General features: G+C 63.2%; 18 protein-coding genes. 9 read left to right on the plus strand and 9 right to left on the minus strand.

The window, feature by feature from the left end:
* The coding region (locus tag J7355_RS16845; RefSeq protein WP_209060178.1) for a transposase at window positions 1–123 on the plus strand (123 nt) is incomplete at its 5' end.
* A 51-nt stretch (window positions 124–174) separates the two neighbouring features.
* On the opposite strand, the gene J7355_RS16850 is transcribed toward J7355_RS16845, so the two are convergent.
* The 6 genes from J7355_RS16850 to J7355_RS16875 all read right to left on the minus strand — a co-directional run bounded on the left by J7355_RS16850 (window position 175) and on the right by J7355_RS16875 (window position 8,312).
* Window positions 175–1,587, minus strand: a complete 1,413-nt coding sequence (locus J7355_RS16850; protein WP_209064783.1) for a DegQ family serine endoprotease — start codon at window positions 1,585–1,587, stop codon at window positions 175–177.
* A gap of 162 nt (window positions 1,588–1,749) precedes the next feature.
* Window positions 1,750–2,805, minus strand: coding sequence for a protease SohB (sohB, locus tag J7355_RS16855; RefSeq protein WP_209064785.1), 1,056 nt, complete (start codon window positions 2,803–2,805; stop codon window positions 1,750–1,752).
* A 61-nt stretch (window positions 2,806–2,866) separates the two neighbouring features.
* Window positions 2,867–3,868, minus strand: a complete 1,002-nt coding sequence (hemH, locus tag J7355_RS16860; RefSeq protein ID WP_209064787.1) for a ferrochelatase — start codon at window positions 3,866–3,868, stop codon at window positions 2,867–2,869.
* A gap of 104 nt (window positions 3,869–3,972) precedes the next feature.
* Window positions 3,973–5,313 (minus strand): sodium:alanine symporter family protein, encoded by a 1,341-nt coding sequence (locus J7355_RS16865; RefSeq protein WP_209064789.1) that lies wholly within the window; start codon window positions 5,311–5,313, stop codon window positions 3,973–3,975.
* 52 nt (window positions 5,314–5,365) lie between these two features.
* Window positions 5,366–6,703 (minus strand): sodium-dependent transporter, encoded by a 1,338-nt coding sequence (locus J7355_RS16870; protein WP_209064791.1) that lies wholly within the window; start codon window positions 6,701–6,703, stop codon window positions 5,366–5,368.
* Window positions 6,704–7,025: 322 nt separating this feature from the next.
* Window positions 7,026–8,312, minus strand: a complete 1,287-nt coding sequence (locus J7355_RS16875) for an acetyl-CoA C-acetyltransferase (protein WP_209064793.1) — start codon at window positions 8,310–8,312, stop codon at window positions 7,026–7,028.
* A 292-nt stretch (window positions 8,313–8,604) separates the two neighbouring features.
* On the opposite strand from J7355_RS16875, the gene groES reads away from it, so the two are divergent.
* The 3 genes from groES to glnE all read left to right on the plus strand — a co-directional run bounded on the left by groES (window position 8,605) and on the right by glnE (window position 13,503).
* Window positions 8,605–8,892, plus strand: coding sequence for a co-chaperone GroES (gene groES, locus J7355_RS16880; protein ID WP_209064840.1), 288 nt, complete (start codon window positions 8,605–8,607; stop codon window positions 8,890–8,892).
* Window positions 8,893–8,948: 56 nt separating this feature from the next.
* Complete coding sequence (gene groL / locus J7355_RS16885) at window positions 8,949–10,595, plus strand: chaperonin GroEL (RefSeq protein ID WP_209064795.1); 1,647 nt, start codon at window positions 8,949–8,951, stop codon at window positions 10,593–10,595.
* A 145-nt stretch (window positions 10,596–10,740) separates the two neighbouring features.
* Entirely contained in the window at window positions 10,741–13,503 is a 2,763-nt protein-coding gene (glnE, locus tag J7355_RS16890) for a bifunctional [glutamate--ammonia ligase]-adenylyl-L-tyrosine phosphorylase/[glutamate--ammonia-ligase] adenylyltransferase (RefSeq protein WP_209064797.1), read from the plus strand.
* A gap of 34 nt (window positions 13,504–13,537) precedes the next feature.
* On the opposite strand, the gene J7355_RS16895 is transcribed toward glnE, so the two are convergent.
* Window positions 13,538–14,260: a class I SAM-dependent methyltransferase gene (locus J7355_RS16895; protein ID WP_209064800.1), complete on the minus strand. Its 723-nt coding sequence runs from the start codon at window positions 14,258–14,260 to the stop codon at window positions 13,538–13,540.
* A gap of 47 nt (window positions 14,261–14,307) precedes the next feature.
* A complete protein-coding gene (locus J7355_RS16900) occupies window positions 14,308–15,405 on the minus strand; it encodes a glycosyltransferase family A protein (protein ID WP_209064802.1) in 1,098 nt (365 codons plus the stop codon).
* A gap of 247 nt (window positions 15,406–15,652) precedes the next feature.
* Here J7355_RS16900 and J7355_RS16905 point away from each other — a divergent pair, with 247 nt between their 5' ends.
* The 3 genes from J7355_RS16905 to J7355_RS16915 all read left to right on the plus strand — a co-directional run bounded on the left by J7355_RS16905 (window position 15,653) and on the right by J7355_RS16915 (window position 19,347).
* Entirely contained in the window at window positions 15,653–16,627 is a 975-nt protein-coding gene (locus tag J7355_RS16905) for a glycosyltransferase (protein ID WP_209064804.1), read from the plus strand.
* Entirely contained in the window at window positions 16,581–18,041 is a 1,461-nt protein-coding gene (locus tag J7355_RS18090) for a glycosyltransferase family 4 protein (RefSeq protein ID WP_209064806.1), read from the plus strand. The genes J7355_RS16905 and J7355_RS18090 overlap by 47 nt, the downstream gene beginning before the upstream one ends.
* A gap of 286 nt (window positions 18,042–18,327) precedes the next feature.
* Entirely contained in the window at window positions 18,328–19,347 is a 1,020-nt protein-coding gene (locus tag J7355_RS16915) for a glycosyltransferase (RefSeq protein WP_209064808.1), read from the plus strand.
* Window positions 19,348–19,360: 13 nt separating this feature from the next.
* Here J7355_RS16915 and asnB read toward each other — a convergent pair whose 3' ends face one another.
* Complete coding sequence (gene asnB, locus J7355_RS16920) at window positions 19,361–21,244, minus strand: asparagine synthase (glutamine-hydrolyzing) (RefSeq protein WP_209064810.1); 1,884 nt, start codon at window positions 21,242–21,244, stop codon at window positions 19,361–19,363.
* A 436-nt stretch (window positions 21,245–21,680) separates the two neighbouring features.
* Between asnB and J7355_RS16925 the strand changes: the two genes are divergently transcribed.
* Both J7355_RS16925 and J7355_RS16930 read left to right on the plus strand, forming a co-directional pair.
* Window positions 21,681–22,955: a glycosyltransferase gene (locus J7355_RS16925; RefSeq protein ID WP_348523051.1), complete on the plus strand. Its 1,275-nt coding sequence runs from the start codon at window positions 21,681–21,683 to the stop codon at window positions 22,953–22,955.
* 94 nt (window positions 22,956–23,049) lie between these two features.
* Entirely contained in the window at window positions 23,050–23,922 is an 873-nt protein-coding gene (locus tag J7355_RS16930; protein ID WP_209064813.1) for a polysaccharide deacetylase family protein, read from the plus strand.
* Window positions 23,923–24,058: the final 136 nt, after the last annotated feature.

Here is a 24,058-nt window from a genome sequence, read left to right on the forward strand (position 1 = left end):
ACCAGCGTGCTCGAAGGCATGAACAACCGCATTAAAGTCATCAAACGCCAAGCCTATGGCTTTCGTAACGCCGACTACTTCTTCCTCAAAATCAAAGCCGCGTTTCCCGGTAAAGTGCGATGAACCATAAAAAAGGCCCGGCGCGGGGCCGGGCCTTGCAGCGCGCGGCTGCGATCAGCGGATCAACAGGAACAGCGCGCCGTTACCGCGGCGCACGTGCAGCAGCAGCTGCTTGACGTCCGGCCCCGCGAGCTCGGAAAGCTGGGAGACGTCGCTGATCGGTTGACGATTGATCGATGTGATCACGTCATCCGGGCGCAAGCCGGCGCGCGCGGCGGCACTGGCGCGCTCGACATTCTTGACCACGACGCCTTCGACTTCGCCGGCCAGCGGGTTGTCCTCGGTGATCGGGCCGAATGTGGCGCCTTCGAGTCCGGGCGCCAGGTCGGTGCCGGTATCGCCCGCGGCATCGGTCGTGGCGAGATCCTGAGCATTCGCCAGGGTGGCCTTGACCTCGCGCTTCTTGCCGTTGCGGATGAGGCTCACGGTGACTTTCTCGCCCGGCGAGCGCAGACCGATGGCGTTGGCGAGTTCGGAGAAGTCGTTGATCTTCTTGCCATTGACGTGGGTGATCACGTCACGCTCCTCGATGCCGGCACGGGCAGCGGGGGAGTCGTCCATGACCTGCGCCACGACGACGCCCTGGGTGATGTCGAGATCAAAGGCCGACGCCAGATCGCTCGTGAGGTTCTGGCCGACCACGCCGAGACGCGCGCGCTGGACCTCGCCGGTTTCGGCGATCTGGGTGTAGACACTGTTCACCAGGTTGCTCGGAATCGCGAAGCCGATGCCGATGTTGCCGCCGGTACGCGACAGGATCGCGCTATTGATGCCGACCAGTTCGCCCTTGAGGTTGACCAGCGCGCCACCCGAGTTGCCGGGGTTGATCGACGCGTCGGTCTGGATGAAGTCTTCGTAGCGGTTGCCCAGCCCGTGCCGACCGAGGCCGCTGACGATGCCCGAGGTGACCGTCTGACGCAGGCCGAAGGGGTTGCCGATGGCCACGACGAAATCGCCCACGCGCAGGTTGTCGGAGTCGGCAATCGGCAGTTCGGTAAGGCTGTCGTCGGCGTCGATCTGGAGAACGGCGATATCGGTTTCGGGATCGTCACCAATCAGTTCGGCGTCGTATTCCCGGTTGTCGTTCAGGCGCACGACGATTTTCTCGGCGTCCTTCACGACATGGTGATTGGTCAGAACATAGCCCTTGCCGGCGTCGACGATCACACCCGAACCCGCGGCCGTGGGCTGGCGCGGCGCGCGGCGCTGTTGCTGCTGGTCCGGCATGTCGAAGAAGCGCCGGAAGAACGGGTCGTTAAACAGCGGATTGTCGGGCATCTGCTGGGGTTTGCCCGTGACCACCACGTTGACGACGGCGGGCAGAGCCTCGTCGAGCATCGGCGCGAGCGACGGGTTGTCGCCGGCGAGCATGCCGCTCGGCACCGCCGCCTGGGCGTTGCTCGCGGCCAGCAGAATCAGACAGGAAAAGACAAGCGCGAAGAAGCGCGAGGAAGCAGTTGGCGTCATAGGTCCTTACTCGTTGGTGTGTTCACCATACGACCGGCGTACCCCGGATCGTCCCGCTGCCTAAGACCGCTCAGCGGCGCGCGAGTTTCATCGCGCCCTGTTCAAGTGCTGCCTGCGCCGGTTGGCGCAACACGCTGTTCATGCAGTCTTCGATACCCGCCGTCACGTCTGGCGATGCACGACACGCGCGAGCCCGCTCTCTGCGAACACGCGGCTGATGGCCAGCCGCGATTGCTCGGTCAGGCGGGCGATGAGTCCGGTCTTGTGCCGCATGCCGACGGTGAAGACATCGCGACCGTCCTTGGCCGCCGCGAGCATGACGTCGTCGCTGGTGGAGACTTCGTCGACCAGCGCCAGCTCGAGCGCCTGGGTGCCATGCCAGTGCTCGCCGGTGGCGACCCGATCGATATCCAGCGCCGGCCGGTATTTGGCCACGAAATGCTTGAACAGGCCGTGGGTGTCCTCGAGTTCCTCGCGGAACTTGGCGCGGCCTTCTTCGGTGTTCTCGCCGAACACGGTGAGGGTACGCTTGTAGTCGCCGGCGGTATGCAGTTCGAAATCCACCTGCTTGTCCTTGAGCAAACGGTGAAAGTTGGGAATCTGGGCGACCACGCCAATCGAACCGATGATCGCGAACGGTGCGGCAACGATGCGCTCGCCCACGCAGGCCATCATGTAGCCGCCGCTGGCGGCCAGCTGGTCGACACAGACCGTCAGCCGCACGCCGGCATCGCGTAGACGGGCGAGCTGGGAGGCAGCCAGGCCGTAGCTGTGCACCATGCCGCCGGCGGACTCGAGCCGGATCATGACTTCGTCGTCGGACTCGACCACCTGCAGCACGGCGGTGATCGCATCGCGCAGGGAGTCGACCGCCGATGCGCGGATGTCGCCGTCAAAATCCAGCACAAAAAGGCGGGCGGGCTCGTGGCGCTTGCCGAGCTTTTCTGCCTTGCGCTTCTGTTTCTGCTCGACCTTGCGCCGTTTGGCGCGCGCCTTGCGCTCGCTGGGGTTGAGCAGGGTGGCGTTGAGCGTTTCGGCCATGCGCTCGAGCCGATCGTTGACGTGCGTGACCTGCAGGCTCTCGCCGTCACGCTCGGCCCGCGCCTCGGCCAGAATGCTCAGGATCCATGCAACGGCCAGGCCGATGGCGATGACCACGGTGGCAGCCTTGGCCAGAAACAGGCCGTAGTTCACGGCGAAATCGGCAATCAGCTCCATATAAGCGGGTTCCGGTTGTCAGCGCGGGGCGAGCGGATACCGCCGTCGCCAGACCGGCAGGCTAGAGCCAGCCGGACAGTTCGCGCTTGATCAGATGCGTGAACAGATCGACATGATCGTCACGCGCGTTGAGCGCGGGAATATACCGCAGAGAGCCACCGCCCGCGTTCTCGAAATACTCGCGGTTTTCTTCCTTGATCTCTTCGAGCGTCTCCAGACAGTCGGAGGAAAAGCCCGGGCACATCACGTCCACGCTTTTCATGCCGGCAGCACCCCAGGCTTTCATGGTCTCGTCGAGATAGGGCTGCAGCCAGGGCTCGCGCCCGAATCGGGACTGAAAACAGACCTTGTACTCGTTGCGCGACAGGCCGAGTTCCGCGGCCAGTAGCTGGGCGGTGATGCCGCAATCGCGCGGGTAGGGGTCGCCCTGTTTCACGTAGCGCTTGGGAATGCCGTGAAACGACAGCACCAGCTTTTCGCCGCGCCCGTGCTCGGCCCAGTGTTCACGCACCGAATTGGCGAGTGCCTGAATATAAGCCGGTTCGTCGTGATAGCGATTGATCTGGCGTAGCGCCGGCGGCTCGGCCCAGTCGGCAAGCACTTCGCTGACCTTGTCGAAGGTGGTGGCGACCGTGGTGGCCGAATACTGCGGATAGGCCGGCAGCACTAGCACTTGCTTGCAGCCGGCCGCATCCAGTTCCTGCAGGCCGGCTTCGATCGAGGGGTTGCCATAGCGCATCGCCAGGGCAACGTGCACCGGCTGCTCCAGTTCGCTGTCGAGGCGCGACTGGATCTGTTCGACCTGCCGGCGTGCATAGACCAGCAGCGGCGAGCCTTCTTCCATCCACACGGAGCGATAGCCCTCGGCCGAGTTCTTGGGCCGAAAGGTGAGAATGAAACCGTAGAGGATGGGAAGCCAGAGCGCGCGGTTGAGGTCGACGACCCGCCGGTCGCTCAAGAACTCCGCGAGATAGCGTCTGACCGCGGGGACCGAGGTATCGTCGGGTGTACCCAGGTTGGTGAACAGCACGCCGATCGGGCGCGGTGCACGGCGGGAACTCATCATTTGCGCTCGCTATCGTATTGCGGAATACGATACGTAGGGTCGATGACGCGAGATGCAACCACGAGGTTGCATCCCGCGCTGTCCGGTCTGTCGGGCCGCGTCTAGGTCTTGTTGAAGTAGGCGCGGGTCAGCTTGAACACCACCGGGCCCAGCAGTACCAGTGCGATCAGGTTGGGCACGGCCATCAGCGCGTTCATGACGTCGGCGACCAGCCAGACGAAATCAAGCTGTGCGATCGCGCCCACGAAGACGGCGATCACCCAGAGCACGCGATAAGGCGTGATGACCTTGGAGCCGAAGATGTACTCGGCGGTACGTTCGCCGTAGTAGCTCCATGCCAGCATGGTGGAGAAGGCGAAGATCACCAGACCGAAGCTCACGATCCAGCCGCCCGGTCCGGGCATGCCGGTGGTGAACGCCTCGGCCGACAGCTGCGCGCCGGTGGTGCCCGAAGACCAGGCGCCCGTGGCGATGATCACCAGCGCGGTCATGGTGCACACGATGATGGTATCGATGAAGGTGCCCAGCATGGCGACCACACCCTGACGCACCGGGCTGTTCGTGCGCGCGGCGGCGTGGGCGATCGGCGCGCTGCCGAGGCCGGCCTCGTTGGAGAAGATGCCGCGGGCGACGCCGAAACGGATCGCCATGATGATGCCGGCGCCGGCAAAACCGCCGGTTGCGGCCGTGCCGGTAAACGCGTCGGAGAAGATCAGGCCGATCGCCGCCGGCACTTCGCCGGCATTGAGCACCAGCACCAGTGCGGCGCCCAGGACGTAGATAATCGCCATGATCGGCACGAGCTTTTCCGTGACCCGCGCCAGACGCTGCACGCCGCCGATGATCACGGCGAAAACGCCGGCCGCCAGTACGAGGCCGGTCAGCCACGACGGCACATTCAGGGTATCGCGAAACACCTGCGACACCGAGTTGGACTGCACCGTGTTGCCGATGCCGAAAGCCGCCACGGTGGCGAACAGGGCGAACGCAAACGCCAGCCATTTCCAGTTCGCGCCCAGGCCGTTGCGGATGTAGTACATCGGTCCGCCCACATAGGCGCCCTCGGCGTTGGTTTCGCGGTAGTTGACCGCGAGAACGGCCTCGCCGTACTTGGTGGCCATGCCGACGATGGCCGTCACCCACATCCAGAAGATCGCGCCGGGCCCGCCCAGGTGAATGGCGGTGGCCACGCCGGCGATGTTGCCGGTGCCCACCGTTGCCGCCAGCGCGGTCGCCAGAGCCTGGAACGGCGTGATATCCCCCGGTTCCTTGGTCTGCTTGCGGCCCGCGAACATCATCGAGAAGCCGTAGAAGAGTTTGCGCTGCGGTATGCCGCGCAGACCCAGGGTCAGATAGATACCGGTGCCGAGCAGCAGGATCAGCATGACCGGACCCCAGACCCAGCCGCTGATCGTGCTCAGCAGATTGGAGAGCGTTTCCATGATCGATTCCCCCAGAATAAAGACAGCGACCCGCGGCCGCGATTGAGTGACGTTAGCCGAAAAAGCCCTGAATCAGAATCCAGGCGATGCCCAGCGGCGCAACAAAGCGCAGGATGAACAGCCACAGGCCGGCGAGCGGCATGGCCTGTCCGGGGTGTGACTTCAATGCCTCGACTGCCCGCGGGCCCATGAACCAGCCCACGAACAGGGCGATGAACAGACCGCCGACCGGCATCATCACCGACGATGTCATGAAGTCCGCCAGATCCAGGAAGCCCTTGCCGGCGATGGTCACGTCGGACCACACGCCCTGGGAAAGCGAGACCGGCACGCCGATCAAGAAGATCACAATGCCCGCGCCGATGGTCGCGGCCGGGCGGCTCAGGCCCTTTTCATCCACGAAATAGCTCACGACCACCTCGAGCAGCGAAACCGCGGAGGTGAGTGCGGCGATGGACAGCAGGACGAAGAACGCGATGCCGAACAACGTCCCCGCGGGCATCTCGGTGAACACGGCGGGCAGGGTCATGAAGGTAAGTCCCGGCCCGGCGCCCGGCTCGAGCCCGGCAGCGAAGACCGCCGGCAGAATCACCAGGCCGGCCAGCAGTGCAACCAGCGTATCCAGACCCACGACCATGGACGCGTCACGCGGCAGGTTCTGCTCGCTGGACATGTACGAGCCGTAGGTCAGCATCGCGCCCATGCCGAGCGACAACGAGAAGAACGCCTGGCTGACCGCGCCACCCCAGGTGCCGGCGGTGACCTCGCTCCAGTTCGGCATGAGATAGAACGACAGACCCGCGCCAGCGCCCGGCAGCGTGATGGCGCGTATCGCCAGCACGACGAGCAGCAGGAAGAGCAGCGGCATCAGCCATTTGGAGGCACGCTCGATGCCGGATGCCACACCCCCGAGCACCACGCCGATCATCAGCACGGTGAAGATCGCCGCGTATACCAGCGGCTGTACCGGCGAGGAGACGAAGTCGGTGAAAATCGTTCCGTTCTGTTCGACATTCAGGCCGCCGAAGCTGCCGGCGCCCATGAACACGACGTAGGCCAGGGTCCAGCCGGCCACGACGATATAGAAAGACAGGATGATGAAAGCCGTCGCCACTCCGAGACCGCCGACGACCGACCAGCCGCGGCCAGCCAGCTTGCGGAACGCGCCAACGGGGTTGAGCTGCGTGGTGCGGCCAATGGCCAGTTCTGCCATCACCAGCGACAGACCGAAGAACAGCACGCAGCCGAGATAGATGATGAGGAATGCGCCACCGCCGTTGGCGCCGGCCATGTAGGGGAACTTCCAGACGTTGCCCAGCCCGACCGCGGAGCCGGCAGACGCCATGATGAAGCCCATGCGGCTGCCCCAGTGTTCGCGTGTGACGCTCATGCGTGCACCGCGCGGCCGATGAACAGGATGCTGGCTTGCTCGTGCATTGTTGCTACTCCCCCACGGCGTGCGTCACGCCGTGTCTGACTGCGGCGGCTTTCACGATGACGTGAAACTACAGCACGAACCGTGCCTGCATAGCCGCGTTTTCCCCCAGAATCCGCCGCCCCCGCGACGGTTGTCTTTATCCTGCCATCTTTGTGCCACGCTGTCCCGTACGATGTTAGACAGTGCGCGCAGGCTCATGAGCGCGCAAGAAAAAGGCGGGCTCGAAGGCCCGCCTTTCCCTGTCCACTGGCTGTACGTCAGCCGGCCGGATGCATTACGGCTTTTCCAGGATGGCCGTCACGCCCTGGCCGCCGGCGGCACAGATCGAGATCAGGCCGCGACCGCCGCCATTCTCGTCGAGGATCTTGGCCAGGGTGGCCACGATGCGCGTGCCGGTGGCGGCAAACGGGTGACCAAGCGCGACCGAAGAGCCCTTCACGTTGAGCTTGGATGTGTCGATCGAGCCGAGCGGGGTGTCGCGCCCCAGGCGCTCCTTGCAGTATTTCTTAGACTCCCACGCCTTAAGCGTGCACAGAACCTGTGCAGCGAAGGCTTCGTGGATCTCGTAGAAGTCGAAGTCCTGCAGGGTCAGGCCGGCCGCGTCGAGCATGTCGGCAACGGCGTAGGTGGGCGACATCAGCAGGCCTTCGCCGCCGTCGACGAAGTCCACCGCTGCGGTGCGCGAGTAGGGGGTGAAATAGGCCAGTACCGGAAGATCGTTCTCCTTGGCGTACTCCTCGCTCGTGAGCAGCACGCTGGAGGCACCGTCGGTCAGCGGCGTGGAGTTGGCCGCGGTGAGAGTGCCGTTTTCCTTGTCGAAGGCAGGCTTGAGCTTGGCCATCTGTTCGACGCTGGTATCCGGGCGCAAGTTGTTGTCGCGCTCGACGCCCAGATACGGAAAGACCAGATCGTCGTAAAATCCGTCGACGTAGGCCTGGGCGGCATTCTTGTGGCTCGCCACGGCGAGTTCGTCCTGGGCCTTGCGCGAGATCTTCCATTCCTTGGCCATGAGCTCGCAGTGCTCGCCCATGGACAGGCCGGTGCGTGGCTCGCCGACGCCGGGGAAGCTCGGCACGAGATGGCGCGGCCGCACCTTGGCCAGCAGTTTGGCACGCTCGCCGCCGGTCTTGGCGCGGTTCACGTCGAGCAGGATCTTGCGCAACTCTTCATTAATTGCGATCGGCGCATCGGATGTGGTGTCCACGCCGCCGGCGATGCCGGAGTCGATCTGGCCCATGGCGATCTTGTTGGCCAGCAGCAGCGTGGCCTCGAGGCTGGTACCGCAGGCCTGTTGCACGTCGAACGCCGGGGTGTGCGGGTCGAGATCCGTGCCCAGTACGGCTTCGCGGGCGAGATTGAAGTCGCGCGAATGCTTGAGCACCGCGCCAGCCGCCACTTCACCGATCTGCTTGCCGGCGAGCTTGTACTTCTCGGACAGCGCCTTGATCGAGGCGGTGAGCATGTCTTTGTTGGACTGGTGGGAATACTTCGTGTTCGAGCGACAGAAGGGAATACGGGCGCCACCGACAATGGCGACGCGACGCGGCATGTTATCTGCCATGACTCCTCCAGAAACGCCGGGCGGAATGCCGGCACGGATGAATGATGGCTTCAAGATAAATGTTGCAGTGCAAAGTGACAAGAAGCCCTTTCAAATGTGCAAGCCGGTCAGTGGCTTCCGTAACCGCCGCAGGACGCAAAAAAATCGCGGCGCGCTCTTGAAAGGGTTCGGGGTGGCCGCATCAATGGCGGTGATTGAGATCGTCAATGGTGACGGTTTCGCCCGGCGGCCGACTCGGCACGTCGGGCAGGACGTTTTGATCTACAACCAACGTTTCGAGGAGAAGGGTGGCATGAATATCCGTCCTTTACATGACCGTGTCGTCATCAAGCGGCTCGAGGAAGAGCAGAAGACGGCCGGGGGGATCGTCATTCCCGACACCGCCGCCGAAAAGCCGCAGCGCGGCGAAGTGATCGCCGTGGGTAACGGCAAGCCGCTGGACAACGGCGAGACGCGCAAGCCTGAAGTCAAGGTTGGCGATAAGGTCATGTTCGGCAAGTTCTCGGGCACCGAAGTCAAGATCGACGGTGACGAAGTCGTCGTGATGCGCGAAGACGACATCTTGGCGGTGGTGGCCTGATAGGCCGCGTCGCTCCTGTCTACCGTTATCGAACACAGTATTAGGGGAAGCTAGCAATGGCAGCTAAAGAAGTACGTTTTGGCGAAGACGCGCGCTCGCGTCTGGTCCGCGGCGTCAACACGCTCGCGAATGCCGTGAAGGTCACGCTAGGTCCGAAGGGCCGCAACGTGGTGCTCGACAAGAGCTTCGGCGCGCCGACGATCACCAAGGACGGTGTGTCGGTCGCCAAGGAAATCGAACTGGACGACAAGTTCGAGAACATGGGCGTGCAGATGGTCAAGGAAGTCGCTTCCAAGACTTCCGACATCGCCGGCGACGGCACCACCACCGCCACGGTTCTGGCCCAGGCCATCGTGCGCGAAGGCGTGAAGGCCGTGTCGGCGGGCATGAACCCGATGGATCTCAAGCGCGGCATCGACAAGGCCGTGGACGCCGCCGTCGAGGAACTGGCCAAGCTGTCCAAGCCCTGTGACGACGAGAAGGCGATCGCGCAGGTCGGCTCGATCTCGGCCAACTCCGATGCCGACATCGGCAAGATCATCGCCGATGCGATGAACAAGGTCGGCAAGGAAGGCGTGATCACGGTCGAGGAAGGCTCCGGCCTGTCCAACGAGCTGGACGTCGTCGAAGGCATGCAGTTCGACCGTGGTTATCTCTCGCCGTACTTCGTCACCGACAACCAGACGATGCAGGCCGAGCTGGAGAACCCCTACATCCTTCTCCACGACAAGAAGATCTCCAACATCCGCGAGATGCTTCCGCTGCTCGAGAACGTGGCCAAGGCCAACCGTCCGCTGATGATCATCTCCGAAGACGTCGAGGGCGAAGCCCTGGCGACGCTGGTGGTCAACAACATGCGTGGCATCGTCAAGGTCGCCGCCGTGAAGGCGCCCGGCTTCGGCGATCGTCGCAAGGCGATGCTGGAAGACATGGCCGTGCTCACCGGCGGCACCGTGATCTCGGAAGATCTCGGCATGAGCCTCGAGAAGGCCACGCTGGATGATCTCGGCGAAGCCAAGAAGGTTCAGATCTCCAAGGAGAACACCACCATCATCGATGGCTCGGGCTCCAACAAGGATATCGAATCCCGCATCAAGCAGATCCGTGCGCAGATCGAGGAATCCTCCTCGGACTACGACAAGGAAAAGCTGCAGGAACGCGTGGCCAAGCTCGCCGGCGGCGTGGCGCTGATCAAGGTGGGTGCCGCGACGGAAGTCGAGATGAAGGAGAAGAAGGCCCGCGTCGAAGACGCCCTGCACGCCACCCGTGCGGCCGTCGAGGAAGGCATCGTGCCTGGCGGCGGCGTGGCCCTGCTGCGCACCCTGAAGGCGGTCGAGAAGGCCAAGGGCGACAACCCGGACCAGGACGCGGGCATCCGCATCCTGCGCCGTGCGGTCGAAGAGCCGCTGCGCCAGATCGTGTTCAACAGCGGCGCCGAGCCGTCCGTGGTGGTCAACGAAGTGCTTTCCAAGGAAGGCAACTACGGCTACAACGCGGCCACCGGCGAGTACGGTGACATGGTCGAGATGGGTATTCTCGATCCGACCAAGGTCAGCCGTACCGCGCTGCAGAACGCGGCTTCCATCGCCAGCCTGATGCTCACCACGGAGGCAGCCGTTGCCGACGTCCCCGAAGAGGACGACAAGGGCGCCCCCGACATGAGCGGCATGGGCGGCATGGGTGGTATGGGCGGCATGATGTAAATCATGTCGTTCCACGCACCCTGCGTGAACGAAGAGCCCCGCCTCGCGCGGGGCTTTTTTATGCGCGGTGTTCGCGCCGGTATGCAATCGCTCGCCGTGCCGCTAGGCTGAGCCGGCTTGCCGTCATTTGCTTCAAGGACAGTTCATGCCAGCCTCGCAGTCGTCATCCATTGACGAGACCCTGGCGCGTATCGCGCCCGCCAGCGCCTTTCTTTCGCAGTGGTGCGACGCGCACCGCGATCGGCTCGAGACGCTGGCCGAAGCCGGGCGCCTGGACTCCGGGCAGCCACTGGAAATCGACGCGGCGCCGAATGTCGACCGCGACGATTTCATGGCCGCTTTGCGCGCCTACCGCGACGAGAGCATGGCGCTGATCGCCTGGCGTGACCTGGCGGGCATCGACCGCCTCGAAGACACGCTGACAGGGCTATCCCTGTTGGCCGACCGGTGTATCGAAGCGGCCTTGCAGGAAGCCGAGGCCTCGGTTGCGGCGCGCTACGGCGTACTACGAGACGCAAAGGGCGACACCCAGCGCATGATCGTCATCGGCATGGGTAAGCTGGGTGGTGGCGAACTCAATTTCTCGTCCGATATCGACCTGATTTTCGCCTACGGCCAGCCGGGCGAATCGGACGGGGCGCACAGCCTCGACGCAGACGGCTATTACAAGCGTATTGCCCGACGGCTGGTACAGAACCTGAGCGAAACCACGCCCGAGGGTTTCGTCTACCGGGTGGACACACGCCTGCGGCCATTCGGCGATGCGGGCGCGCTCACGGCCAGCATCGGCGCAATGGAAAACTACTATCAGGCGCACGGCCGCGAGTGGGAGCGTTATGCCTGGGTGAAGGCACGCCCCGTGGCCGGTGACATCGAGGGCGGCCGAGATCTGATTCGTCGATTGCGGCCGTTCGTTTACCGCCGGTATCTCGACTACGGGACCTTCGAGTCTATCCGCGACATGAAGGCGCTCATCGACCGCCAGGTCGTGCGTGCCGAATTGCAGGACAACATCAAGCTCGGCAGTGGCGGTATTCGTGAAGTCGAGTTCATCGTTCAGGCGTTCCAGCTGATCCGCGGCGGCCAGGAGCCGTCGCTGCAGGACAATCGTCTGTTGCCGACGCTCGCCCGGCTGGCCAACGGCGAGCACCTGCCCGAACACACCGCGCGCGAGCTCGACAGCGCGTATCGCTTCCTGCGCCGGGCAGAGAATCGCCTGCAGATGGCGGATGATCGCCAGACACACGACCTCCCCGATGACGACGAGGCACGCCAGGCCCTGGCCCAGTCGATGGACTTCCCGGACTGGAGCGCGTTCGCGCAGGCGATGCGGGACACCCGGGATAGCGTGCACCAGGCGTTCGAGCAGGTTTTTGTCTCCCCGCAGGCGGACGAAGGCCCCGATTCACAAAGCCAGTCGCTAATCGCGTTCTGGGACGGCGACATGGATGACGACGCCGCGCGGCGTCTCGTCGCCGAGTACGGCATCCAGGATGTGGATGCCGTGCGCGAGGCTCTCACCGAGATGCAGGATCAAAGCCTCTACCGCGCGCTGGAAGACCGCGGCCGGCGGTGGATCGCGCGCCTCATCCCCTTGCTGTTCGGCGCGGCCGCGCGCGCAAGCGATCCCGACAAGGCGCTCACCCGGACAATTGTCGTGCTTTCGGCGATCGTCGGGCGAAGCACCTACATGGCGCTGCTGGTCGAGCACCCGGCCGCACTATCCACGCTCATGCGGCTCTGCGCGGCCAGTGAATGGATCACCAGCCGCGTGCGTGATCAGCCGGCGCTACTGGACAGTCTGCTGGACCCGCGCCAGCTCTACCGGCCGCCACGCCGGGCGGAACTCGCCGAAAGCCTGGAAGAGGATCTCGCCAGTATCGATGCCGACGATCTCGAGTTGCGCATGGATACCCTGCGTCGCTTCAAGCAGAGCGCCAGCCTGCGAATCGCCGCGGCCGACGTCAGTAATTCCATGCCGTTGATGATCGTCTCCGATCACCTCACCGAACTCGCCGAAGTCGTTCTCGACGCCGCCCTCGACATGGCATGGCGCCAGATGACACGGCGCTACGGCACGCCTCGCGACGCGAACGGCGAACGTGCCGCGTTCGCCATCGTGGCCTACGGCAAGCTCGGCGGTTTGGAGCTCGGGTATACCTCGGATCTCGATCTCGTGTTCATCTACGACGGCGAGACCGAGGCCATGACGGACGGCGAGCGCAGTTTGACCCACCAGGCATTCTTCACCCGCCTGGCACAGCGGCTCATCCACGTTCTGAGTACGCAGACCGCGGCGGGGCGGGTCTACGAAATCGACATGCGGCTGCGGCCCAGCGGCAAGGCCGGAATGATGGTGACCCACGTCGACGCATTTGCGCGCTATCAAAAGGAACAGGCCTGGACCTGGGAGCACCAGGCGCTGGTGCGCGCGCGCCACGTGAGCGGCCATGCCGGCCTCGGCGAACGGTTTTCAGAAATTCGGCGCGAAGTGCTCGCCCAGCCGCGTGATGCGGGGAAGCTCGCGCGCGAAGTCTGTGAAATGCGCGACCGCATGCGCCGGGTTAAGGACGAAAGCAGTGGCGACTGGCTCGACGTCAAACAGATGCCCGGTGGCCTCATTGATATCGAGTTCATCGCCCAGTTCTCGGCCTTGCGCTATGGCAGTGATTGCCCGGAACTGTTGCGTTTTACCGATGCGATTCGCGTGCTGGAAACACTCGAGTCAGCCGGTATTGCCGATTACGACGACGTGAAGACGCTCACGAAAGCCTACAGGCAATATCGTCAGCGCATTCATGCGGATTCTTTGCAGCGCAATCGCGCCATGATGCATGCCGACGAGGCGAGCGATCTGCGGCGTGCCGTAGCCGCGCTCTGGCAGGCGTGGATTGTCGGCGATACCTGAATTGAAGACTCGCCGCCCGGGCCCATCGATGGGTTTAACTGACCCAGACGCGCGTGTGTAGTTCGGAATTGAACTGCTCGACACGGCTGGCCAGTTCGAGATCGCGGGACAGGTAAACGAGTTCGGCGCCACGCGTGTTGATGGCGTCGACCGCAGCGCGGTCCGTGTTGTTTGCGGTCACGAGCAGGTAGCGCATGGCATCGCTCTGTGCTCTAGCCTCAAAGCACGAGAGTAGCCGCGAAAAATGGGCAATGCGCTGGCGTCGCCGTTGTTCCGTGAACATGTAATAAGTGCTGTTGATGAAACAGACGCACAGGCGCCCCAGATCCATATCCGGCAGGCCGGTGCGCACGAGCTCATATTCCGAGACGTGCGCATTCATCTCGTAGTATCGATCGAACAGATCCTTGCCGAAACGCCGGTCGGCTGCAGCGCGTGCCTTGTCGAAATCGATGCCGATGGACTTGATGTGCGGGTATGCGTCCTTGAGCGCACGGGTGAATGTGCCCACGCCACTGCCGTAATCCAGAACCCAGTCGGTATTGGCCCAGTCCACGTATTTGGCCGTGACCTCGATCAGTCGAGCGTAAGATCGATAGTGCACCTCCGAGCCCAGATCCCACGGATCCTCGACCAGATCGTAGAGAATCCGGCATTCCTCGCGTGTAATGTTCTCGTTGTTTTCGTAGGCGCGCAGAATCTCTCCGTTCGATCGCGCCGGTGGGGTGGGTTTGGCGGGCTTGCGAAATAAACTCATGCGCGGGGATGATTGGGCATCGATGACGTTATCGTAACGTGCCTGGATCAAGCGGCGTCGACGTCGGAATTTCGCACGGTGAATTGCATTTTCACCTTCTGCCACGCGTAAAGCCCGACTGCACGCAACAATCGAGCGTTGATAAATTCGATCGCCACAAGCCGCCATGGGCTATTACGGGCGGCCTTGCGAATGGCGAAAAGCCATCGGGCGGCGAGCATATGCGTAAAAGCCGGCTCGGGGTAGATGCCACGTTGCGCGTTGGGCTCGAATAACGCTTCGAGCCACGCCCGGACCCACCGGAGATAGTCGACGTCGAGCGGCGCGCCAGTCTGTTCCAGCACGGGGCGTCGCCCCTTGAACTTGAACACGCACTCGTGACGAATCAGGTCTTCGTCGCGGTATTGGATACCAAGGGCGGCCAACTGCCGAGCTTGAATTTGCAGATCCGCCATGCGCTGCGATTTGGTGTCAGTGATCGAAACCTGAGCGGCGTGGCGGCGATAGCACGTGAGTGGTTCTGGGAGATTGGTGAATCGGCAGGTCACGATCATGCGTGCCCAGAGTTCGTAATCTTGAGCGATCCAGAAACTCTCGTCATAGCGATATGCCGTAAACGCGGATCGTCGGATCGTGATCGCGCTTTGTGCCAGTGAGCATTCGAAAAGCATGCGGCAGGCGATATTGTCAGCGTCTCGCGGCAGCGCATAAGTCTGATCCGTCAATGGGCAACCGTGGTCGTCGATGGACGACATCCAGCTACCGACGCCGGTGACATGGCGATGAGAATCGAGATGGGCCACCTGGCGCTCGAGTCGTTCAGGGGCACAGACATCGTCGGCGTCCAGAAAAGCAATGTATTCGCCACGTGCCAGGTCTATTCCATGATTGCGTGTCGCCGGCCGGCCGAGATTCTTGCAATGCGATACGACGCGCAGACGTGCATCCCGACCGAACGTGCAAATGCGCGTGGCCGTCGAGTCTGTGGAGCCATCGTCTATGACCAGGAGTTCAAAGTCTTTGAACGTTTGTGCGAGTACGCTTTCGATGGCGGCCCCCACAAAGCGCTCGGCGTTGAACGCCGGAATGAGAACCGTAACGCGAGGAGGCGTGGGCATCGTTGTCGAGCCGGGTAAGATGTTCACGTGCAGCGTGGCATTGTAATCGGATGCCTATCAGCCCGTGCATGGGTGCTGCCGGCCCGGCACGCGGTGGGCTGTCGGGATACGCTATCGTGTTTCGAAGCGCGTGCGGCATCAACAGGCGTATACGGCATCAAGTACAATTTCGGCGCTGTTTACAGTGCAACTTAGTCGCAGCGTTCTAAATATGCATGCTGCAGACCGGGTGCGCCGGTAGCCGCCCGCATCGCTTCCCTGTCGACGCCTCGCCATGCCGAACGAATCAGGATCATGTGCACCAAACCCCTGTGTGACGGTCATCCTCGCGACCCATAACCGGGCGCGCTCGCTGGAAGCGACTCTTGAGTGCCTCGCCGGCCAGAAAATGCGCGTGCAGGACTGGCGTGTACTCGCAGTGGACAATGCGAGTACCGATGACACCGCGACGGTTTTGGCACGTTTTCAGCACGATTCACGCCTCGACCTCGAAGCGCTCCACGAGCCACGGCCCGGCAAGCCGCGCGCACTCAATCGCGCGCTTGAACGGGTCGACCATGGATTAGTGGTCTTCATCGACGACGATGTCGATCTGGGGCCGCACTGGCTACAAGCCTATCTCGATGCAGTCGAACGCTGGCCCGACCACTCGATTTTCGGTGGGCCTATCATTCCGGTATTCCCGCCGAATGCGCCGGCCTGGGTTCAGGACCAGCGGTATGTCCGCCAGAGCCCGATGTTCGCGTATTACGCGCCGCGTGAAGACGAAGGCCTGACGACCGGCGTGCCCCTGGGGCCGAATATGGCGATACGCCGCACTGCGATCGGCGAACATCGATTCGACGAGCGGCTGGGTCCGGGCGGCACGCATCGCCTGATGGGCGATGAGACCGAATTCGAGTATCGGTTGGCGCGTACGGGGTATTACCCCTATGTCTTCGTGCCCAGTGCGCGCGCCGAGCATCGCGTCCGCGTAGAGCAGTTGAGCGTTGAAGCGGTATGGGCGCGTGCCTATTTGTGGGGGCGCAGTATGGCACTCACGCATGGCCGCACGTCGCGCGGGCTGTATCTGCTCGGTGTGCCGTTACGCTACTGGTACGGGGCGTTGCGCGCATGGCTCCGATACGCGCCGTTCGCGCTCGGTCCCCAGCATTTCCGGCTCAAGTACGGTTGGCAATGGCAGGTTCGCGCAGGGCGCGTGCGTGGCTATCTCGATAGCCGAGCCAGCTCGCGCGAGTCCGTCGAATGAGACGGCGTATTTCAAATGGCAGGGGTCCTTCGTGTGGACTCGCGCCAAGGAACGGCCATGCAATCGGCGCGATGCCGCGTGCGGTAGGGCGCGCGGCATATGGCGAAAAGTTCCCAGCGGCGATTTAACTTCGATGTCTGGCCTGACCGCTCCAGGGACCAATATGCGCGCTGATCCGCCTTTATCGGGCGATGCGCCCCGGGCGGTGATCTTTCGTCTCAATCTCGACGTGGTGGGCGGCGCCGAAGTGTCGTTCGCGCAGTACGCCGCGCATCGCCGCGCGCGTGAAGCATCCGACACGGTTATCGTGGGCGACGATATCCACCCGCGGTTCGAGGCCGTTGTGGGGCCGCCATTGCGTACGGTCGTTCGTCGCAGTCTTCGGTGGTGGTACGGGCTCCGTCTTCCGCGGTTCGCCCGCGGGCTGCGGGCGCGTAACGCCGTGGCTCGCGTGGTGCGTGGTAACGAATCCGCCCTCGTCGGTTGGAACACGATCGGAAATCGTGAGATTGCCGATATCGCGCAGCGAGCCCGGCTTGCCCTGGTGCATTACGAACACGGGCAGGCATGGCGTGCGCAACGCCACCATGCGCACACCTACCTGGACAGCGCGCGCGGCGTCATCAGCAACAGCCGGGCGGCTGAGCGTATCCTGGCGCTGCGCTGGGGCTGGAATGGGCCGACGGAGCGCGTCTACTGCGCAATCGATTCGATTTTGCCAATGGACGCCGCACGATCGGCGGTGCCACGTTCGCGACCGCTCTGGCTGGGCAGTGCCGGTCGGCTGACGGAATTGAAAGGCCATCGACTCGCAATTCATGCGCTTCGCATTCTCCGCGACAAGCACGGTGTCGACGCTCGACTCGCTGTCGCAGGCACCGGTGAATGCGAATCGGCGTTGCGCGCCGAAGCTCGGCATCTGGGATTACCAGATGCAGTACGTTTCGAGGGCGCGGTTGGCGACATGGCTGCCTTCTACGATGGGATTGATGTGCTTCTGGTTCCGTCGTTGCGCGAACCGTTCGGTCGCACCAGCATTGAAGCCCAGGCGCGCGGCTGCCCGGTCGTGGCCACAGCTGTCGACGGGTTGCCGGAAACACTGGCCGAAGACATGCACGCGCTGTCGCTTGTAGCGCCGGAATGGTCGTTGGCGGACTATGCGCGAGAGGTCGGGGGCGACGCAGACATCGGCGTGCCGTGGGTTTATGACCCGTCCACCGACGATCTCATCGCACCCCGCGCGCCCACTCCGGCACGCCTCGCCGCGGCAGTCGCTGCGCTGGTTGAAAACGATGCCCGCTACCAACGCGCCAGCATTTCGGGGCTGGCCCACGTCCGCGACCGATTCGCGCTTGCCGACTATGGCCCGGCGCTCGATCGCGCGATCATGCGCGTGGTGCGCGGCGCGCCTTGAGCGGGGTGTGGTCGCCGCTACCCCGGTGACTGTGATGCCGACGTCCTGGTTTTATCGGAGTTAGACGATGCGTCTGCTGCACAGAATAAATCTCGATGTGCCGGCCGGCGTCGAACATCAGTTTCGTTCGCTAATCGGCCATGCGCGGATACAGCAAGCCTTCGAACACGACGTGGTCTACGGTAGCGCACTGCATCCGGCGCTGGCCCCGCATATCCTACCGTTTGTGGATACGGCGGTGTCGTTCAAGCGCGCCGGCCGGCTGCGACTGCCGAAGTACCCGGCGATGCTGCGCCAGCGCGCGCTGGCGGCGCGAATCAAACGCCTCGAAAGCGACGTCCTGCTGTCCTGGAGCGGGTTCGCGCGCGAGGCAGTCGCAGAAGCCGTTCGGCGTAGCGGGGCGGTACTGGTCTATCGAGAAGGCGGCGGCTGCTGGTTCGAGCATGCGCCAGCTGCAGCGGATCGGTTCACGCGCGAGATAAGCGGCGCGATCTGTAATACCCACGCGTCCATGCGCATGCTTCAACTCAAGTGGGGCTACGAAGGTCCTGCGCAGGTTTGCCTGGGTGGAATTCGGCCTGACGTGATGGTGGCGGCCGACGCGTGCAATGCGGACAGACGTACGCCCTTGAAACGGCGTCCGCGTATCGGCGTCGCGGCGCGTCTGGCTTCGGAGAAAGGCGTCTGTCTCGCGATTCACGCGGTCGCGCGCTTACGCGCAGCCGGCATGGACTGTGTTCTGGATATTGCCGGCGATGGCCCGGATCGCTGGCATCTGGAGGCCCTGGTCGCGACGCTTGGCCTCGAGTCCGAGATCCGCTTTCTCGGTACGGTTGTGAACATGCCAGCGTTCTATCGCTCACTGGATGTGCTTTTACACCCGGCTTTGCAGGAACCCCTGGGCAACGTCACCATCGAGGCACAGGCATTCGGTGTGCCGGTAGTTGCCACGTGTGTGGATGGTATGGCCGAGACGGTTCGTCACGGTCGAACCGGCCTGCTGGTCACCGCCGGCGAACCGTACGCCACATATGCGCGTTTAGGCGGGACGCCGTCCTCAATGCAGTCCACGCAGGTCTACGATCCGGGTACCGATAAGCTCAGGCCCGCTACGTTTGCGCGGCCGCAAGCGTTGGCTGACGCGGTGGCGGCCGTTGTCAGCGATGAGGTCTCGCACCAAAGAATGTCGACCGCCGCGGAGGCCCATGCACGCGACACGTTTGCGTTCGAACGTCACGTGGACGCATTCATCGATGCGGTAGGGCGGTTCGGACAAAAGACCGCTCGGGGGCACTCGCGCCTCTAACGTCCGCGCCGCGTCATGCGCGCGGGAACGAGTCGAGCCAGGCCTGGAACATCAGCACGCACCACAGTTGAGGGCTGGCGTCCTGCATGCCGGCGGTATGCCGATGCCAGACGCGCCGCACACGCGCTACGTCGAGATAGCCCTGCCGGTGCATGCGGCTCGGGTCGAGCATGTCCTCGCTCCATTCGCGCAACGGCCCGCGTAGCCACGCGGCCAGGGGGACCTCGAAACCGTGCTTCGGTCGTTCGACGGTTTCTGCCGGCAGATGACGATACAGCAGTTGGCGCGATAGCCACTTCGGCTTGCCGTCACGGTATTGCTGTGACTGTGGCAGGCCAAGCGCGAAGGCGGCCACATTCGTGTCCAGGAACGGCGCCCGCGTTTCCAGGCTTGCGGACATGGCTGCCCGATCGACCTTGGCGAGAATATCGTCTGGCAAATAACACTGCGCGTCCGTAGCCTGAATCCAGCGCTGGGCATCCTGCGTCGCTGTAGCCATATCGTGGCGCAGGAAGGCGGTCGGCGCCTCGTGTCCTCCGAGTACTAAAGACTGCGGATCATCCCAGCAGCTCACTGCATCGCGGTAGAAGCGCGGCAGGTCGTAGCCGGCCCGTTTCATGGCGCGCTGGCGCCGGTATTTCGCGCCCTTGCGGGGTTGAACTCTCGCTTTCAGGCCGAGCCACTGCGCCTGGATCGTGCGAAATGCCGGATTTTCTTGCTCGTGTTTGCACCAGTGACGACCGATGTCGTGATAGCGATCGTAGCCGGCGAACAGTTCGTCGCCGCCATCTCCGGACAACGCCACGGTCACTTGGGCACGCGCGAGATCAGCGAGCAAGATCGCGGGGATCTGGGCGGGATCGGCGAACGGCTCGTCGTAGATTTGGGGCAGTTGGGGTACGACCGCGAGCAGATCCTCGTCGGTTACGGTGATCTCGTGGTGCTCCGTGCCGAGAATGGTGGCGGTCGCGCGTGCCTGAGCCGCTTCGTTGAGGCCGGGATCGTCGAAACCGATCGTGAAGGTCTGAACGGGACGACTTGTATGGGCCTGCATCAGCGAGACAATTAAAGACGAATCGATCCCGCCAGACAGGAAAGCGCCTACCGGAACGTCGGCCACCATCCGGTCGGCGATCGACGCAGACAATAGCCGCTCCAGTTCGTCGACGGCGTCTTTGTCGGACAAGGGCGCGGGCGAAGCCTTGGCGAGCGAGTCGATATCGAAATAGCGTTTGGGCTCGCCGATGTCGAGATCGGCATCCACCCGCAAATAAGTGCCGGCTGGCAGCTTGCGATAGTGTTTGAATATGCAGCCGGGCCCAGGGATATAGGACAGCCGCATGAGTTCGGTCAGTGCGCCGCGGTCGATATCGCTGGCAAAATGTTCATGCTCCGCCAGCGCTTTGAGTTCCGAGCCGAACAGCAGCCGCCCGTCGTGCGCCCCGTAGTAAAGCGGCTTTTCGCCGAAGCGATCCCGAGCCAGAAACAATGCCTGGCGCGCGCGATCCCACACCGCGAGCGCAAACATGCCTTCGAATGCGCGCAGTGCGGGTTCGATATCCCATTCCACGAAGGCGGCGAGCATGACTTCGGTATCGGATTGGCTTTTGAAGAGATGCCCCTTGGTTTGCAGGGTGTCTCGCAGGCGGCGGAAGTTGTAGATTTCACCGTTGAAGGCAACGACGTAGCGCGCGTCGGCAGAAACCATCGGCTGCGCGCTCAGCGGCGAGATATCCATGATTGCCAGACGCCGATGGCCGAGTGCGACATGGCCATGGTCTCGGTCGATCCAGCTGCCACGATCGTCCGGGCCGCGGTGCGATAGGGCATCGCGCATGCGATCGATGTTCGTGCACAGCGAGTCGACATCGGGTCGACGCTGTAGAATTCCTGTCAAGCCGCACATTGTTCGTCTGGTCGGTTGTTGCGCATGAGTCGGTGCAACGATAGCGTCGCTAGCTCGGTAAATGACGGGTAGCGGTGTCGATCGCACGGCAGATCGCCCGGGCTCCGAAACGAATGCCACAAGTTCGCAACGCGCATGGCCTTTTACGAGTGGCCCGGTAACGGCGACACTCGACCGCAACGCGGTGAATGCCTCAGAGAGCGATCAGATAGCGCGACGACGCGGACGCTCCTTTTCTGCGGCGCTGTTTGATGCGATCTTGATTGCTAACTGAAGCCCGGCGCCGCCAGCAAGACTATCAGTTGCGTGCCCGGATGCACGGGTAACGCTTGCGGCACGTCGCGCTCAAATCCCTGAAACGGGCATTTCACCATGTACTCACGGAAAGGGCGTGTGTGCCGCCTTGGCATCTCGATACTTCTGCCATGTGAGGTCCCGGCGCCCCGGGCCGCGAGCGGGCGGGAGGCACACATTGACTGAATACGCCTCGCGAGTCGCTGTCTATTGCCCTGATCTGGGTGGCGGCGTCGCCCAGATTGCGCTCGCCCAGATCGATATTCTGCTCGCTGCCGGTTATCCGGTCGACCTGCTAATTCAGCAGGCCTGCGGGCACTACAGCGAGAGGATACCCGAGCGCGTTCGTGTCGTGCCGTTAGCGCCAGCCGACGAGGCGACAACGAGAGCCTGTCGCGATCGGGCGCTGCGTGGCCACCCGATTATGCGCTTTCGTTCGCGTTTCGTTTCGGCCAACCGTCTGACGGAACTGAGTTATGTGCCGGCACTCGTGGATTATCTCGAACGCGAACGCCCGGCCTTGTTGCTGGCCAACGTGTGGTCCTCGGTACTCATTGCCGGATATGCGCGGGCCTGCATCGACTATCCACCTCGCCTGATCGGGCTATTCCACGGGACTTTTTTCGCTGAAGCGGTTCAACGACGTTCGGCGCGCAGACACCCCTTGCGCTGGCGCCATTTCTTCGCGCTGTGCCGATCTTTCTACTCCCGGGCGGATGCGCTGATCACGGTATCCGACGGCGTAGGACGAGATCTTGTACGTATCGTCGGGGTCGCGGCGCATCGAGTTGAAACGTTGTCGAACCCGGTCGTTTCCGCAGCGCTCATCGAACGCGCGGCCGAACCGGTGACTCATCCATGGTTCGAAGATGTTGCCCCGCTTGTCGTGGCGGTCGGCAGGCTCAGCCCGGAGAAAAACTATCGGCTATTGATTGAGGCATTTGCGCACCTGCGCGCTGCGCGCGCGGACGTGCGGCTTGCGATTCTCGGGGAGGGGCAGGAGCGCGTCGCTCTCGAAGCGCTGCGTGACGAGCTCGGTCTAAGCGAATGCGTTACGTTGCCGGGGTGGGTCGATAACCCGCATGCGTGGATGGCACGGGCGTCGCTGCTGACGCTGTCCTCGGATTGGGAGGGCTTGCCGACCGTATTGATAGAAGCCATGGCCTGCGGCTGCCCCGTTGTTGCAACGGACTGTATGCATGGCCCGCGCGAAATTGTTGATCATGGTCGCTACGGTCGTCTTGTACCGGTGGGCGACGTGCAGGCCTTTGCGCGGGCGATGGCCGAAACGATCGACGCGCCGCATGCGTCGGATCTGTTGCGTACGCGCGCCGAGCACTATTCGATCGCCGCCGCCACACAACGCTATCGCGCGCTCGTCGCCCGCGTGCTTGCGATGCAGGAATAGCGCGGGATTTTGGTCTGCCGCGCTGGCGCTGGGTATATTGCAACCGCTTGCGCCGATCCACCGGTGCATTGGTATTCAACGTCGGGTTCTTTCAATGGCACGTATTCGATCGCGCTATCGCCGCGTTTTCTATGGTCACGGCGTGGCCGATCCGCTTTCGGCACCCGCCGTCAGCTCGGACCGAGTCACGCATGTTCACCCGGACGATCTCGACGAATTTCTGCGCCGTCATGCGCATCAGGCCAAGATCACATTTGACGACGGCTACGCCGACAACCTGACGGTGGCGCTTCCAATACTCGAGAAGCACCGGACCCCGGCCACGGTGTTCGTGACCACCGGATTCGTGGATCGCAGCTGTCCCTTGTTGTCTCGAGTCGCCGCGGCGGTAGCGCGTGACGATGACTGGAACCGGCCATCCGTGCGCACGTGGCTAGAGGGCGCGTCGCGCGACGACGCCCAGGCTGCATTCGCCGCGCTGCGCACCGTGTTGAAGCAGATGACCAACGCCGAGCGCCAGAAACACCAGCAGGCAATCATGGCCGATTATGGTCTGGACGCCGCGACGCTGACCGCGGACTACCTGACGGTGGACCAGCTGCGCGAACTCGACGCGCATCCATTGATCACGATCGGCGCGCATACCGTGAGCCATCCGGACCTGCGTCACGTGACGGATGCGGAGCTGGAAGAAGAACTGGTGGGTGGGCGCGCACAGCTTGAGGCTTGGCTCGGACATCCGGTAACGACCTTGGCCTATCCTTTCGGTGATACCGACGAACGCGTGAGACGGGCGACGGCGGCGGCGGACTACAGGAAGGCCTATGTCACCCAGACCCACGGCTGGCGCAGCGAAATACCGGTTCTGCGCCGTCTCGACCGGCCGCGTCGCGATCTGGCGTGGGAAGTCGTGCGCATGCGTGAACGCGACAGAAAGCATGCGGCTCGCAATGCCCGAAAATCTTGATGTTGGTCTTGCTTGCAACGTGAGCGGGCGCCGCGAACCGCCCTAAAATCGTCGGATCTCGGGTTCTCAGCCCATGGCTTTATTGGCTGGCCATGGATCTTGCTCGCGCCCGGAAATGGTCTCGGTGTTCGGGGGT

The sequence above is a fragment of the Endozoicomonas sp. G2_2 genome (genome assembly GCF_017744135.1).
Lineage (GTDB): Bacteria > Pseudomonadota > Gammaproteobacteria > Nevskiales > Salinisphaeraceae > Salinisphaera.